The organism is Cellulosilyticum sp. I15G10I2, assembly GCF_900095725.1.
GTDB lineage: Bacteria > Bacillota > Clostridia > Lachnospirales > Cellulosilyticaceae > FMMP01.
The window spans coordinates 85,907-102,602 of the sequence record NZ_FMMP01000009.1; the positions used below are offsets into that span (position 1 = coordinate 85,907).

The window sequence follows — 16,696 nt, forward strand, 5'->3', positions numbered from 1 at the left end:
TTTACCATTCAATCTCTTCTCTTTGACAATTAATTAAATACCTAAGATATCTTTTAATCCCTTCTTCAATATGAATTTGAGGTTCATATTGAAGAAATTCTCTAGCTTTTGTTATATTCGGACATCTTCTATTAGGATTATCAGTTAAATATTCTTTATCCCAATGCGATTTATAGACTATTTTCCCTGCATAGTTAAACAATGTTTTGCCTATATTTTGATATAGTGCTGCTAATTCTGTTATTGTAATTTCATCTCTATCAGATCCAATATTAAATATATCAAATTTCCCGTGCAGGGCACACTTTATATAACCTACTGTAGCATCAGGTATATAATCAAAGGTTCTAGTAGGTTTGCCATTAGAATATATAACTATGTCATCATTATCAAGCACAGCCTTCGCGAAGTCAGCTACTACCCTCTGATCATTAATTCGCATCCCTGGACCATAATTATTAAAAGGTCTTACTATAGTAACTGGCATTTCGTACTCATGGGCAAAATTATAGCATAGTGTTTCACCAAAACGTTTTGATTCATCATAGCAAGCCCTGGGACCACAGGTATGTACATTTCCCCAATAGCTTTCTGCCGTTGGAATTTGTGAAGAGTCTGGCTCTCCATATACTTCACTACTAGAATAAAACAAAAAACCTCTTATAGCCTTATCTCTGAAAAAGTCAAGTAATCTCCTGAGTCCTATAACATCTGCATCCATTGTTTGTATAGGATACTTCCTATAATATACTGGTGAAGCAAGAGATGCCATATGAAAAATAATATCTGCATCACTTGCGAAATCCAAGTCACAATTAATAATATCTAATTCACGCAAATCAAAAATAGGATAGCCCAAAATTCTTTCTAACCATATAGGCTTTCCAAACATATAATTATCTATACCATAAACTTTTCTAATCCCAAGTTGTTCTCCATATACAGCAAAAAAATGTAGTAAAGAGTATCCCAAGGAACCTGCAAATCCTGTTACCAAAATAGTTGAATTGGCTATTTTTTCCTTATCTTTATTTGACATAGCATTAAATATTAATTCAACATCTTGTTTAGTAATTAATGGCACATCAAGCATATTTCCACCTCTTCTTATATGTATTCTTCTATTCCCAACTTTTCCAAGGAGCTTTATCTTCTCTCCATAATTTTTCCAACAATCCTTTGTCTCTCTGAGTATCCATGCACTGCCAAAAGCCATAATGCTTGTACGCATTAAGTTTTCCTTCTTCAGATAATTTCTCTAACGTATCTTTTTCGAAAACTGTATTATCACCTTGAATATAATCAAGAACTTTTTGGTCCACTACCATAAAGCCACCATTAATCCAGCCACCATCTTCTTTTGACTTCTCAACGAACTTCTTTATCTCGCTTGTTTGTTCATCAATATCAAGTACACCAAAACGTCCACCTGGCTGAATTGCAGTCATAGTAACAAATGCATCTGATTTCATATGATGTTTTTCAAGAACATTAATATCTATATCACATACTCCATCTCCATAAGTAAGCATAAAACGTTCATTATCTATATATTTTTTAATTCTCTTTATTCTGCCACCAGTCATAGTATGTAGCCCCGTGTCTACTAGTGTAACCTTCCATGGCTCCGAAACATTACTATGAATAGTCATTTTATTTTCATTTGTAAAGTCAAAAGTCACATCTGAAGTGTGTAAATAATAATCTGCAAAAAATTCTTTAATACTATACCCTTTATATCCAAGACATATAATAAAGTCATTATATCCGTAATGGCTATAACTTTTCATTATATGCCATAATATTGGTTTATCTCCTATCTCAATCATAGGCTTTGGTTTCAAATGACTTTCTTCACTTATTCTTGTTCCAAATCCACCTGCTAAAATTACAACCTTCATGTTATAGTCACATCCTTTATGTCATTCCGAATATTATATTTTCACTAAACGCTCTAGATGTTAAACTTGTTTTTATAACTTTCATTTTTATGGCTTTCTATAATTGTATTTAGTGCTTTTATAGCCTCATCTAATAACTTAATTAACAGATTATTTTGGTTAAGAGATTTTCTAATATTTACATCTGAGAGAATGGTAGTTATTACTCTTATTCTCTCTTCTATTGGTGCACTGATAGAGTTTATAGCTATATCTATACAGTCCTTCATAGAGTAATAAAGCACATTTGTGATGAAATTTAGATTACTACTATTTAACTTGTTCCATTTTTTCAAAAGACTTTTACTTTCATAATAGATTTTTATATAATCCAAATACCTGTTTTTATTAACCTGAGAATTATAGTGAGAATTCTTTCTTATTCTATAGTAGTGAAGTCCTTTATTAACTGCAACTAATGAATTTGCCGCCTGTAATTGATAAAGACTAAGCATTGTATCCGCACCATTCAACATTTCTATTTTATTACTAGTGAAGTCTTTTCTGCTTCTATTACTTAAAGATACTCTAATTAATTTGCCCCAAATAGGCCTAAAGCAACCATATATTTGTGGAAAAACATCTCCTACTTTTGTTATATCATCCGTATAGAAGTCAGGCGGGCAACGCTTGCCATGTGCTTTAGAGTTTTCATCGTAAAACATTTCAGTTCCACCAACTGCTATATCTGCATTATATTTTTTGGCAGCCAAATAGAGGTCTTTTAAAAAGTCAGGATGTAAATAATCATCACTGTCTAAAGTACACATATATTCTGACTCAAGTCCATTAATATAATCAAGATAATCAGTATTAACAGGTTCATTAAATAATAAACTATTATTCTGATTTCTAAAAACTTTAATTCTTTTATCCTTTAGGACATAATCATTTAAAATCTCGCTAGTTTTATCTGTACAACCATTATCTAAAATAATCCACTCAAAATCAGTAAAACTTTGATTTAGAACACTTCTAGCACATTGGTCTATGTATCTCTCTACATTGTAAGCCCAAGTAACTATTGTTATTGCTGCTTGATTTTTTGTCCCCTCCTCTATATTCTTCTTGTATTGTATAATATCATCTAACTGCTCTAGTTCTTTTTTCCTCATTCTTGCATCAGTTTCAACTTCTACGTCTTCAGCCTTAATGACTTTTTCATAATATTTATAAGCCATTACATACTTTTCTTGAAGTTCATATAAATAAGCTAGATTATAAAGAATCTCACAATTAGAACACTCAATATCCATTCCTTTTTTCAAAACGCTCTCAGCTTCATCCATATTTCCTTCCAACATGGCAATAATTCCTTTAATAGAATAGACATCTATATCATCATTTACTATTTTTTGATATTCGTCTACCATATTTTTAGCATCTTGTAGTAATCCATCTTCTATTAAGGATTGGATATTTTGTTTGAATTGCCTTTTGTAAAGCTCCATTTCATCTAAATAATAGGTTTGAGTTTGCTTCACTTGTGCTATATCTTTTTTTAGCAATTCTATTCCTTTTTTCATGTCAGGATATACCTGTAGAGCTTTTCTTAAGTAATTAATATAGCTTTTGTTATCTTGTTTTTGTTTAGCATGATAAATATATAATAGAAAAGCTTCTTCATTACTTTTCAAATATGCTATTTTTTCATTTTCAATTACATCAGTATTATATATTTCTCTTATATATTCTATCCCACTTAAAATATACTGATTAAAAATCAGCTTATATTCGTCTTTATTAAAGGTATGTTTCATTAATATGAAATGACATAAAGCTTTAACTAGTCTTTTCTCTTTAACATTAACGTCTAAACTCATAGTACAAATATAGGTTTTTATTAAACTTATAAAGTCTTCTTTATACTGACTATATAGATAAGTAAAATATTGTTGTAACTTATCTTCTCTTATATTATCTGCTGTATCACTAATATAATTATAATATTTAAAAATATAAAATATAATATCACCATAGAAATATGATAATTTATTAAAATTTAATACTTTAATACTTTCTATTAAACCGTTCTCCATTATGCTATTACATAAATTTATTCTTATTTTGTTCAAAAGCCCATAGTCCGTTGATTCATATGCGAAAAATCTCCAAAAGACTATCTTATCCTTGGAAACTAGTAAATTAATGTTTTTTTCTAAGTTCTCTATATACACTTGTATTATATCATTAGATAAACCTTTAATTTTTTCATTATAATATTTTATTATCTCTTCATACTTATGCAGTTTATAACAAGCTTGTATAAAATATGAGATGCTTTGTCGAAGCACTTCCATACTACTTATTTTATTTGCATAATGTAAAACTTTATCATAATTTTCTTGCCTCGTATAGATCTGACATAGTTCTCCATACACATACTCATAGATGTCTAAAGAATATACTGTTACAGTAATATCCTTTGAAGCAGGAAGTTTATTATATTTCGGTAACATCTCTAAGTAAATATCATAGTTTTTTAGAGCCTCTTTATCTTTATATAAGTTTTTCTGTGCATGTCCTAAAAAATAGTATAAATCAAGATACCCTTCTTTAACTGCTAAAGCTTCTGTACAAAGATCTTCTAATTCTTTGTATTTTTTATTTTTATAGTACAGAAGAGCTAACTGAATATAAACATACATACTATTTCTCAAATTTATTTTTTTCTTTTTTGCAATATTATAAGCCTTTAGCGCTGCTTCAAGTCCTTCATTAATATAACTATGTGCCCCATATGATTGGGAAAGTTGAAACCAATAATAGACATTCTCTGGATGTTTATCTATTTCTTCTTTTAAAATCTCTACATTTCTTTTAAATTTCCTTTCCATAAGTACTTTGTCTTCAGTAGAATACCCATAGTGAATTAATTCACTTTTAAAAAAGTATATAGGTTCTCTTACAACAGGTTGCTCATGAATTGCCCCTTCATAGCGAAAATCTTTATCCTTTTTAAATAACCTTGCAATAGTACTAAGCGTATATTTATTTTTTTTAGTGTAGTTTTTAATCTTAATATATCCAGTATTATAATTTTTATATTTGTCATGTTTAAAAAAGTCAATAATTTCTTGAACATCTTCTAATATTTCATCTGCGTCTATAATAAAAATCCATTTTCCCGTTGCATAACTAATACTTTTATTTCGCATATCTGCAAAGTTATTATTCCATAGATGAAAATATACTTTATCAGTGTATTGTTTTGCTATCTCCACTGTGTTATCTTGAGATCCAGTATCTAACACCACTAATTCTGAAGAAAGAACATTTAAAATAGGTTTTAGACTTTCAAAACATTTTTCAAGATTGGTAGCCTCATTTTTTACCATCATTACTATACTTAGTAGCATACTAAATCCTCCTATACATCTTTTTATCTTATAAAAAGCCACGCACTTACACAAAAGCTCATGATTTTTTATAAAATAAAAAGGGGAGTAGAACTCCCCCCTCTTTATTTTATATACTATCTTAATAATTGAAGAACTCCTTGTGGAGCTTGGTTTGCTTGAGCAAGCATAGACTGAGCTGCTTGTTGAAGAATATTTTGTTTTGTAAACTCCATCATTTCTTTAGCCATATCTACATCTCTAACTCTAGATTCAGCAGCTTGTAAGTTCTCTGATGAATTATCTAAGTTTTTAATAGTATGTTCAAGTCTATTTTGGAAAGCACCAAGTTTGGATCTTTCAGCAGATACTGTTTCAATAGCAGTATTAATAGTAGTAATTGCCGCTGTAGCCACTGATGCACTTGAGCTAATATCTATAGCAGTTGCTGTTTCATCATCTCCACTAGCTACTGATAAACCAGTCCCAGCAGTCATGTTCTCAATATTAATAACCATTTGTTGATCTTCATTTGCACCAACTTGCATACTTAAATCAGTTCCACCACTAGCATATGTTCCATCTAATAGCGTCATTGTATTGAATTCAGTGTTGTTAGCAATTCTATTGATTTCTTTTGCTAATTGATTAGCCTCATCTTGAATAGCTGTACGGTCATCAGAATTATTTGTATCATTTGATGCTTGTACTGCAAGTTCTCTCATTCTTTGAAGGATTGCATGAGTTTCAGTCAAAGCACCTTCTGCTGTTTGGATCATTGATATAGCATCTTGAGAGTTTCTAGAAGCTTGGTTCAGCCCTCTAATTTGTCCTCTCATTTTTTCAGAAATTGAGAGACCAGCTGCGTCATCCCCAGCTCTATTGATTCTAAAACCAGATGATAATTTTTCCATTGCTTTAGCACCACTATTATTAGTGATTCCTAATTGTCTGTGTGTGTTCATTGCCATTAAGTTGTTATTAATTCTCATAATTTATTCCTCCTTGAAATTTTTGTAGGCATCCATGCCTTTATTTTAGATTAAAAAGTTATTTGGCCATTTAACTTTTTTGTTTCACTATATATATCGGATAAAAACTTGTCTACTTTAGAGTAAAATAATAATTATTTTAAGAAATATGTTAGTTTTTATGATTTCCATAAGTCTTTGAATTTTGAAAGGGTTTCTTGTTCCATTTTTGTTGCTGCCCTATTACTTACCTGGATTTTTTGATAAATTTCTTCTCGATAGATGGTAACTTCTTTGGGAGCTGCGATACCAATTTTCACTTTGTCCCCTTGTATATCCAATATTTTAATTTCTATATTCCCATCTACAATAATTGCTTCGTCTTTTTTGCGAGTTAGGGTTAACATGGTATTCAGCTCCTCTCCGTTTTAAAGTCAAGTATAGGATGTTTAGTCGTATAAGCATCCTCTTCAACAATAACTTGCAACCCAAGTCTTGTTTCTTGATGAATAAGAAGAGGTGCCATCAAGTTAACCGTAGTTTCCTCTAACGTTTTTCCTACAGTTGTTATAACAAAAATAAAGAAGTCTTCATCTTTTCCTCCACCCAGCTTTTCAAAATATTCTTCTTTAATAGTAGGCGTATAGTTAATATTAAACATATAAGGATTTAGAATTACAAAACATACATCCTCTTGCTGCGCACTTTGCAGATATTTAAAAGGACTTTCTATATCTTCATCTTCTAAAAGAATGTATTCCTTAAGGGTTTCAAAACCCGGAATACCTTCTTTAAAAATAATTTTTTTATTTTCGTTAATTTCTATTTCTCCAAACTGAGCTGTTTTAAGCAGCATATACTCTCACCTCTTTATTTTTTTACAATACTCTTTTACATACTCATGTTTTAAACAATTGAATTTACAATACCTAGAGAGGGAGGCTGGGGCGCCTTACAGCTCGACTCGGGTTTGGCTGTGGGTAGGCGGGAGAGATGTAAGGTGTCCCAGCCTCCCTCTCGAACCATTTATACAAACTACAATCTTCAAATATAGCAAAAGATAGCAAAAATGCTATCTTAAAAAATCTGCCAATGTATTCATAATAACCTTCGATGTTGCCTGAAGTGCTGACTGATAAACAGCATATTGTGCATTAAACTGTGTATAAATTTCTTCTAGGTCAACATCTTCTGTTTTTGAAAGCAGCTCTGTAAAGTTAGTTTTATCATCTTCAAGCCTGCTTGCTGTATATTCAAGTCTTACCATTCTGCTTCCGAGATCAGCAGTCATTTCAGAAAGTTTAGAGAGTTTTTTATCAAAATCACCTATTTTTTCTTGAAATAATTGATGTAGATCAATATTAGCGCCTGCCGTACCGTCGATGTATGCATCTAAGTCGTTCTTTATCTTACTCACATCCGTCAATATGCCACTCATTAAACTATCCATACCTAGCGTATTAACTGTAATAGTACTGCCTACTCCTATTTCGTATTGAATCCTTTGATCATCTGTCTTACCTAAAACATTGGGATTAATAGTGCCCTTTGGTAAGATTGTTCCTGCTGGGAGCTCTGTTGCTGCAGGCAAAATCGTCCCTTCCGGAACACTTATATCCGCTCCCAAAGTACCAGCCGGAATTACAGTTGCATTTTTTAATGTTATAGGAGATGGAATAATAGTTCCCGCTTTAAGTATAGTCTCACCATTTAGTAGTATACTATCACTAGTGATCACATTTTCTTTCAAGACTGTGTCCTTGGCTAAAACAATAGGTTCATTTGTTTTATACCCTGAAAACACATGTCTGCCTACATAAGTCGCATTTGCTTCTTGCTGAAGTTGCTGCCAGAGCTGGTCGATATCGACTTTAATCTTTTCTCTATCCGATGCTTCAAGGGTATCAGTTGATGCCTGTACACACCTCGTTCTAATATCTTTTATAATCTCCGTAATGTTACTGAGTGCTTTTTCTGTAACACTCATCCACGAAGTGGCCTCATCTGTATTGCTTTTATATTGCCCAACTTCTAGGACATTTACTCTTAGTTTAAGCGCTCTTCCTGTTACAATCGGATCATCTGATGGTCTTTGTACTTTTTTGAGTGTACTCATTTGAGTATAAAGCGTATCTAACCTCGCCATATTACTATACAAAGAATTCAGCGTGTTATTTCTAACCATGCCATTCGTTACTCTCATGCTATCCCTCCTTTATTAAAAACTTCCAAGTCTAAATATTGTTGTCTCATAGATACCATCTATGGTATTGATAATTTTCGCAGCAGCTTGATAAGCTTGTTGGTACTTGATAAGATTTGCAAATTCTTCATTAGTATCTACCTGCGATACTGCCAGTCTTTGATTGTTAATATTATTAGTAATAGATGTCTGTGTCTTTTCATACATATTGGCTTCTTGCGTATTAATCCCCAGTTCACTAAACATAGAAATCATATAGTCCTTAGGATCGCCTTCTTTAAACATCTTTTTATTATTTTTTTGTGCTGATAATGCTAATAATAGATCATTGCTGCTTGGATTGGGGTTTGTATCACTTTCTGGATAGTGCACGTAATTTGTTCGAATATTCCCCGCACCCCCAAAGATATCGAAAGATATGGAAAAGTTCGCCGCCGTCATGGTTTTATAACCATTGGTCAGATCCGGCTTATCTTCTGGTGTACCTGCACTATTACCATCTGTATAAGTAAACAATTGATATTTATGTTGGTATGTATTAACATCAGCGGGTGTCGCTATAGGCAGCCTATTCGCATCAAAATACTCAACAGCCCCATTTGCTTGTGTTTTTTTAAATATAATAGTACCTAATGAATTGGTCAGTTCTACAAATCCATCTTTATCTTTACTATATTCTTCATTCATAGTCTGTGCAAACTGTCTAACATATTGATCCATACGTTTAATATAGTAAGGAATCCCATTATAGTTTACAGCTGATCCTGTACCGCAGCCATCACGCATATCAATAACACCTTTTAATTCTCCAGACATTTTGCTATCTGACATGCTAAAGGGCAGTCCATCCTTCCATACCACATCATAAAGACTGTCAATATCTTCATCATTTAATTTTTTCCTAGGAAGATTGATTTGCATATCATTTTCTATAAGTGTATTGGCTCCTAGCTCAATTTTATAGCCCACAAGGTAGTTCGGCTGGCTCGGATCAAATTCACCGGTTACTGTAATTGATGGATCTAGTTTTTGCAACTTATTAAGCGTGTCCGTAATCTTATCCTGCAGCGCATTTATCTGTGCAGGCGTGCCTGTCCCTAACAGTTGTAATTCCTTCCACTCGTTTGTATGTTTCACAAGCTGTGCACTCAGTTCATTGATCTGATCTTCTTTTGCCCCTCTGACTGTTACACCTAACTCTCTTACATGCAAATGATCTACAAGGGTTTGACCTGCAATTTTAACTGAAAACTGTTTAAACTTTTTGCCATCTATTTCAATCTCAACTTCTTTTGTTTCTACATTAACAAGCTGTGATAATCTATCTACCGCAAGCTCTCTTGCATCCCTGAACGTATTGGCATCATCACCATATATTTCAGCTTGATAGATTTGACTGTTTAAACTTTGAATTCTACTCCCTAGCAGATTAATTTCATCTACCTTAGTTTTAAGTTCAAAGTTTAAATCTCTTTGAAAACCTGAAAGAGAAGCTGACATATTATTAAAATATGTCGTATAGTTAATCATTTGCTGTCTAAAGGCAGCTTGTCTTTCTTTTTCATCTGGCAGCTTGCTTAAATTATCTATACTATTAAAAAGATCATTAAATATTTTAGTAAAGCCCGTATCGCTTGGTTCTCCGTAAACTGACTCTATAATAGAGTTTTGTTCAACTTTTATGCGATATTCCCCAAGTTTATCATTTTGTGACCACAACTTAGTATCTAAGTAGGATTCTCGGATTCTTGTTATATTGGTTGTTGCTACACCAGTGCCCAGCATACCTACACCCATACCACTTAGAGGGATACTTGCATTTTGACCAAGTACTTGTCTGGAGTAACCTGTCGTTGTAGCATTTGTAATGTTGTTAGAGGTCACTGATAAACCTCTTTGGGCTGCAAAAAGCCCGCTTACTGCTATGTTAAATTCAAAAAATGCCACTTATATTCCCTCCTTGCCTACATCTTATTGATGATGGTATCCATCATACTGTCGAGCATCGTTATCATACGCGCTGAAGCATTGTATGCATATTGATACTTAAGCATACTTGTAAATTCTTCATCTTGAGATACCCCGCCTATTGATTGTCTTTCATTTTCTATATTAACTACTGTCGTTTGTTTTTCTGATACTTTATTTTTATATCCAGAACCTTCAAGACCAATGTCAGTTACAAACTCTGCATAAAAACCCATAATACTAACCTTTTTAGCATAAGGTCTTGTCGGATCTGAAACAGTTGACCCTTGAGCATCCTTAGGCCAGTCTCGGTTTGTACTCCAGCCTGCTAAAAATTCAGTTACCTTACTGTTATTACCTTGGTCTAAATACGTTGGATCTACAGTTCCAAGTCTATTATATCCGCCATTTTCCATAAGGTCTGGATTGATCCTAATATTTCCTGGTACTAAGTATGAATTTATTTTTTTGAGATATGCATTATATTCATCAACATAAGTTTTGTATGCAGCTTGATACCCCGGATCTGTAGGATCAGTTGGTTTTGGCGCACCTGTATAGGGATAATCAGCTGGTGTTTTGATAGGTACAAACATAGGTACACCCTTGAGTCCTTCATGTATCCCTATCCCGTCTCCGTCAAATAATGCATTAGCCATTGTGGTAAGTTCATTAATCAGTTCATTAAACTTCTTATGTATTTTAGGAACAAAATAACTATTTCCTGGTACATCTACACTATAATTATCATTTAAAGCGATATCAGACCAGCTTGTACCATATTTTACAATCGCTCCGCTTGCATCTAGCTGATCAGCTCTTACGTATTCATCCCCTCTTATGAGCAGCAATGATTTGAGCTTGCCCGTATCATTTTCTTTTGCAGCACTTATTACTTTATTAAAATTATAAACATCTTCTTTTGTATTAGACCATATGGGTTTTACAAAAGGACTATTGTCTACTGTTTGTTTAAGTTCAAGCAACGTTACAAATTGTTTATCTACAACGGTTCTGCCTTCTGCTTTTAGAACGATACGGCTGTCCGCTTCTTCGTAATAATCTATTTCCATAAACCCAGAAAGTTCATCTAATAATAAATTTCTTTGATCTCTATAATCATTAGCATTGTCTCCATTTATTTCTGAGAGTGCTATTTTTTCGTTATGCTCATAAACACCCCGAATCAATTCATTAATACGATCTACTGATTTTATAACTTCACTATTAAGGTTATCTTGGTAAGTCATAAAAGAATCAGCTATATGGTTCGCTTTTTTAACAAGTACATTAGCGGCTTGTATAAAAGAAAGTCTTTCTTCTACCCCATCTGGGTTGGTATTAAGCTTTTGAGCTTGAGCCCATAGGTTGCCTAACATTTTACTGATGCTTTCCCCATAGGGTTCATCAAGTATGGCTTCTATCTCCTGAATACTTGCATTTTGGGCTTGGTAGAAACCTAAAATACCGTTTTCTGTTCGAAAACGCCTGTCTGCCAGTTCACTTCTTATCTGACGAATTTCAGTAGGCGTTACCCCTAGGCCCACTTGCATTAATCTGCCATTTGATCCGATGTTGAGGTAACTGCTCTCGTGCTGAAGTAACTGTTGTCTTATATAGCCTTGTGTATTAACATTAGATATATTATGGCCTGTTACCTGAAGCCCTTTTTGGGCAGCACTAAGACCTGATACCATTCTTCCTATACTTGCAATAGATGACATCCACTTACTCCTTTACTGTTTTTTATCAAAAAAGCTCTGCTGTCTCTCGGTACTTGGATCTTCTCCTGGTTTATTATAACTGCCAACATGGGTATATCCTTTTGTACTGCCAATAGCATTTATGGTGAAATCAACAAGTTCCAACGAATGATTAATAAGTACTGTATTTAATTCATTTTGCTTTTTAAGCTGTTGTATTATACTGCTAAGCGCATCTCTTAACGTCAGCAGCTTTTGACTTGTTTCATTTTCTCTCCCCAGCTTTTCTACTATTTTTGATACACTAAGTGTGTTATAATCCATACCTGTTACGATCGAAATATCCTTTAGCAAAACTTCACGTTTTTTATCTAAAAGACTTGTTCTGCCTACAAATTGTTCTTCCGTTGTTACTATCTCCTGTAATAAATCTAAATTTTTATCAACTACAGCGTCTTGCTTATATTTTGCGAGCGTTAAAAGCCCCTCATAACATTCTTTTTGCTCTTCTAACACTTCTATAAGCTCATATACAATGCCAGCCATAAATGTTCCTATCCTTTAAGATCTAAATGAGATAGTATTTTATCTGTCACTTCTTCTGCTTTTACACTATAAGTGCCAGAACTTATTCTATCTTTTATTTCATTAACTTTATCTTCTCTGATGTCAGGGGTCGCATTCAGCAATTTATACACTCTTTGAAAATCTTTTGCTGTTTCTGAAAGCTCTACTTGATCTTTTTTCTGTGTCTTAGCGATTGGCTTTGCGCCTGATACAGATTGTTTTTTATAAGTTTCATATATGTTATTAATTTGATCTATTCTCATACCATTCACCCCTTTGGTGTATTATCCTTTTTATATTTATTATATCGACGCTTCTATTTTTTTCTTTAGTTTAATTAGATAAATATGTATATATCTTTTAAAATAAAAAATAGAGGATTATTATTTTATTAATCCCCTAATGATTATTAATTATTTATTTTATACGGTCAGATTTTAAAAATCTCATTTTTTGACCCTTCATTCTTTCTGCTTCTTTTGCATCAGCTGCTTGTTTTTCTGTTCTTATATCCCGCGCTGCACCTTGGAGATCACCCATAAGGCCTGAATTGCACTTTGAACACAATCTGCCTGTAAGTATCTTTGCGCCACAGCCCTCACATGATAATGCAATAGGAGAATCTGGCGTAACTTCAAGTCTGCCTTGTCTTAAAAAACTCTCAATAAGTGAAACAGGCACCTCTGTTTCGTGACTTACCTCAGTCATATTAGCTCCTGGATTGTTTCTTAAATACTCCTTAATAACTTGAAACATCTCTTCTTCTTTTTGCTTGCATTTTGGACAAATTTCTGGCCCACTTATATGCTGAAATATTTTCTTACATCTTTTACATACACGAACCTCCATACCTTCACCCCCGTACGTAGTATTTTATAAAAACACTTTTTAACTTATCTACTCATATTATACTCCGATACATACTATGAGTACATATATTTTTGAATCTCCTGTAATATTTTGTCTTTTAATTGCATGTATGCATTCCCTAATGGTTGCACCTGTAGTATATATATCGTCTAAAACAGCTATATGCTTAACCTCTAAAGCATTTATTTCCGGTTTTACTGCAATACTTCCTTTTATATTGCTAAGCCTCTCCTCTTTACTGCATTTTGATTGTGGCTTAGTTTCTTTAACCCTTGTCAAAATATCATAAACCTTAACTCCCGCCAACTTAGAAATCTCATTTGCCAAGTCTTGCGCTTGATTAAAGCCTCTCTTCCTAAACCTTGCCCGCGACAAAGGTACTGGAACCAAAGCATCGATATGAAATCTATCTATAATGCATAGATCATTAACAAATAAGTCTGCATATCCCTTTGCGTATTTACGCAGTCCTTTATACTTCCACCTCAGCACCCCTTTTCTAAATCCATCTTCATAAGGAAAAAGTGCTACAACCTGCGTATTGCTATCCATTTCTTCTTTATCACAGTATGCACAGTGTACATCATCTATACTATAAGGCCTCCCGCAGTGCGGACACAGATTATGCCTCAGCACAAAGCTATAGCACTTGTCACACAAGTGTCCTATCACCCGATCTTCCAGTATCGTTTGGCATACTATACATTTATTAGGAAATATAAGTTGTTTTAAGTAATGGTACATAACTTTTACTCCTTTGCTATCTTACAAAAGCTGCTTAAGATGCATCGCCAAACTCGAATATCTCTCTATCTCCCTATTATTATCAACCATTCTTTCTAGCGTTTCTTTAAGGCCTACACCAACTACTAGCTTTTTAGCCCGTGTAATGGCTGTATAAAGCAGGTTTCTATTTAAGAGCATAGGGGGGCCACTGTGAATAGGTATAATAACAGCTGGATACTCACTTCCCTGAGACTTGTGGATCGTTACTGCATAGGCAAGTTCAAGTTCGTCTAGCTGATTAAACTCATACTCTACAACCTTCTGATCATCGAAGGTAACTGTTAGGAGTTCTGTTTCATTATTAATCACACTCACAAGTCCGCAGTCTCCATTGAAGATGCCTACACCCTCATCTATAGGAATCCCGAGCCTCGAATAAATCTTCCAAGGGGCATTGTAATTATTTTTAATCTGCATCACTTTGTCCCCTTCTCTGAATATAATCCCTCTATATTCTTTTTCTGGTTTGAGCGCATGATGAGGATTAACCGCCCCTTGAATGGCTTTATTAAGTTCATTAACACCTATGGGCCCCTTTCTCATAGGCACAAGCACTTGTATATCCTTTAAACTGTCAAAACCTTGATATTTAGGAAGCCGTGTTGTAATAAGATTTATAATGGTGTCTCGTACTTCTTCCTGGACAGACTTTTTAATAAAGAAAAAGTCTGTGCCTTCTTCATTTGCTATAGGATATTCTCCTTTGTTGATACGATGGGCGTTCATGATAATAGCACTCTTGGTCGCCTGCCTAAAGATCTGCATCAATCTTATAGTAGGGATCTTCTTACTTTTTATAATATCTTTAAGGACATTGCCAGCACCTACCGATGGTAACTGGTCCGCATCACCTATAAGTACAAGACGCTGCCCTGGCACTATTGCCTTTAAAAGTGCATGCATCAAAATAACATCTACCATAGACATCTCATCCACTATAATAACATCAGCCTCTAAGGGATTATCTTCATTCTTATTAAACATCTGCCTATTCGTATCTTCTCTCATATAGTTAATCTCTAGAAGTCTATGGATGGTCTGTGCTTCAATCCCTGTAGCTTCACTCATCCTTTTAGCAGCTCTTCCTGTAGGGGCTGTAAGGAGTACTTCCTCGCCCGCTTTACCCAGCATATGCAAAATTGCATTAATAGTCGTTGTCTTCCCTGTACCTGGGCCTCCTGTTAGGACAGTTACCCCATTACAGAGTACATGTTTTACGGCATCTCTTTGCTCTTTTACAAGCTCTATTTTGAGTTCTTTTTCTGTCCGTGTCAGTTCTTCTTCTGTATCCGGCGGGCTGTCTTTTTGATAAAGTGCGGCGAGATCAATAAGCTTTCTGGCAACGCCTTGTTCACTATAATACAGCGAAGTTAAAAAAACGCAAGCAACAGGGGTATCATTCTCATCAATGGTGTAGTTTTTTATGATGATCTGCTTCGAAAGACTCAGTTCAATAAGTGCATTTTCCACGTAATCTATGTGGACACCAAGAAGCTGCGTCGTCTGATCTACAAGAAGTGCTCTTGGCATATAAGTATGCCCATTTGAAGAAAAACTAGACAATATAAAAGTAAGTCCCGTTTTAATACGGTGTGGATCATCCCTTGCGATACCTACTTTATAAGCGATCTCATCAGCTTTTTTAAATCCAATGCCAAAGATATCCTCTACTAGCCTATATGGGGTATTTTTAATCACTTCCATTGTGTTTTCTTTATAATGTTTATAAATTTTAATAGCATACGTTGGCGTAATATTGTATTCTTGCAAGAAGAGCATCGCGCGTCTTAATTCATATTGTGCATGAAATACTTCCCCAATCTCCGCAGCTTTTTTTTTACTAATACCACTCACCTGAGCTAGCACAAGGGGTTCTTCTTCTATAATCTTAAAAGTATCTAAGCCAAAATGCTTAACAATTTTAGTAGCAGTTTTGGCACCTATCCCTTTAATAACACCGGAGGCTAGGTATTTCTCCATTCCTTGTACTGTTTTTGGCATACTTCTTTCAAACATTTCTACCTTAATTTGTTTGCCATATATGTGATGAGTAACCCAGCTTCCAATGATCTTTACATCTTCTCCGGCATAGACACCCAACATATCTCCAACGCAGGATATTTCTTCACCCTCATAATCAATCGTACATACTGTATACCCGTTTTCTTCGTTTTGGTAAATAATATCCTCTATCGTTGCTTCTATTACTACTTGTCCATCCAATTTTACTCACCACTTTTATGCATGATTTTTGTCCACATTATTTATTTAAAAAGTATAACATATACACAACTTCACCACAACGGGTGGATAAGGTTGTATTTGAACCTAAAAGGAGCAGGCATAGTCT

General features: G+C 34.0%; 14 protein-coding genes. All 14 read right to left on the reverse strand.

Annotation, left to right across the window (positions count from 1 at the left end; genetic code table 11):
* Window position 1 precedes the first annotated feature (1 nt).
* Window positions 2-1,231, reverse strand: coding sequence for an NAD-dependent epimerase/dehydratase family protein (locus BN3326_RS09055; protein ID WP_242875976.1), 1,230 nt, complete (start codon window positions 1,229-1,231; stop codon window positions 2-4).
* Complete coding sequence (gene rfbF / locus BN3326_RS09060) at window positions 1,122-1,901, reverse strand: glucose-1-phosphate cytidylyltransferase (RefSeq protein ID WP_069998873.1); 780 nt, start codon at window positions 1,899-1,901, stop codon at window positions 1,122-1,124. The genes BN3326_RS09055 and rfbF overlap by 110 nt, the downstream gene beginning before the upstream one ends.
* 53 nt (window positions 1,902-1,954) lie before the next feature.
* Window positions 1,955-5,299 carry a glycosyltransferase gene (locus BN3326_RS09065; RefSeq protein ID WP_069998874.1) on the reverse strand — a complete coding sequence of 1,115 codons (3,345 nt, stop codon included), beginning with the start codon at window positions 5,297-5,299 and terminating at the stop codon, window positions 1,955-1,957.
* Window positions 5,300-5,415: 116 nt separating this feature from the next.
* Window positions 5,416-6,270 (reverse strand): flagellin Hag, encoded by an 855-nt coding sequence (gene hag / locus BN3326_RS09070; protein WP_069998875.1) that lies wholly within the window; start codon window positions 6,268-6,270, stop codon window positions 5,416-5,418.
* 158 nt (window positions 6,271-6,428) lie between these two features.
* Window positions 6,429-6,656 (reverse strand): carbon storage regulator CsrA, encoded by a 228-nt coding sequence (csrA, locus tag BN3326_RS09075; RefSeq protein ID WP_069998876.1) that lies wholly within the window; start codon window positions 6,654-6,656, stop codon window positions 6,429-6,431.
* A gap of 5 nt (window positions 6,657-6,661) precedes the next feature.
* Entirely contained in the window at window positions 6,662-7,105 is a 444-nt protein-coding gene (gene fliW, locus BN3326_RS09080; RefSeq protein ID WP_069998877.1) for a flagellar assembly protein FliW, read from the reverse strand.
* A 216-nt stretch (window positions 7,106-7,321) separates the two neighbouring features.
* Entirely contained in the window at window positions 7,322-8,452 is a 1,131-nt protein-coding gene (gene flgL, locus BN3326_RS09085) for a flagellar hook-associated protein FlgL (RefSeq protein WP_069998878.1), read from the reverse strand.
* A gap of 15 nt (window positions 8,453-8,467) precedes the next feature.
* The gene (flgK, locus tag BN3326_RS09090; protein ID WP_069998879.1) at window positions 8,468-10,399 is read right to left on the reverse strand and encodes a flagellar hook-associated protein FlgK; all 1,932 of its coding nucleotides are present in this window, start codon (window positions 10,397-10,399) and stop codon (window positions 8,468-8,470) included.
* Window positions 10,400-10,416: 17 nt separating this feature from the next.
* Window positions 10,417-12,144, reverse strand: a complete 1,728-nt coding sequence (gene flgK / locus BN3326_RS09095) for a flagellar hook-associated protein FlgK (protein ID WP_069998880.1) — start codon at window positions 12,142-12,144, stop codon at window positions 10,417-10,419.
* 12 nt (window positions 12,145-12,156) lie between these two features.
* Window positions 12,157-12,669, reverse strand: coding sequence for a flagellar protein FlgN (locus BN3326_RS09100; RefSeq protein ID WP_069998881.1), 513 nt, complete (start codon window positions 12,667-12,669; stop codon window positions 12,157-12,159).
* An 8-nt stretch (window positions 12,670-12,677) separates the two neighbouring features.
* The gene (flgM, locus tag BN3326_RS09105; protein WP_069998882.1) at window positions 12,678-12,953 is read right to left on the reverse strand and encodes a flagellar biosynthesis anti-sigma factor FlgM; all 276 of its coding nucleotides are present in this window, start codon (window positions 12,951-12,953) and stop codon (window positions 12,678-12,680) included.
* Between the two features lie 154 nt (window positions 12,954-13,107).
* Window positions 13,108-13,539: a hypothetical protein gene (locus BN3326_RS09110; RefSeq protein ID WP_069998883.1), complete on the reverse strand. Its 432-nt coding sequence runs from the start codon at window positions 13,537-13,539 to the stop codon at window positions 13,108-13,110.
* Between the two features lie 57 nt (window positions 13,540-13,596).
* Entirely contained in the window at window positions 13,597-14,304 is a 708-nt protein-coding gene (locus tag BN3326_RS09115) for a ComF family protein (RefSeq protein WP_069998884.1), read from the reverse strand.
* 21 nt (window positions 14,305-14,325) lie between these two features.
* Entirely contained in the window at window positions 14,326-16,569 is a 2,244-nt protein-coding gene (gene recD2 / locus BN3326_RS09120; protein WP_069998885.1) for an SF1B family DNA helicase RecD2, read from the reverse strand.
* Between the last annotated feature and the right edge of the window lie 127 nt (window positions 16,570-16,696).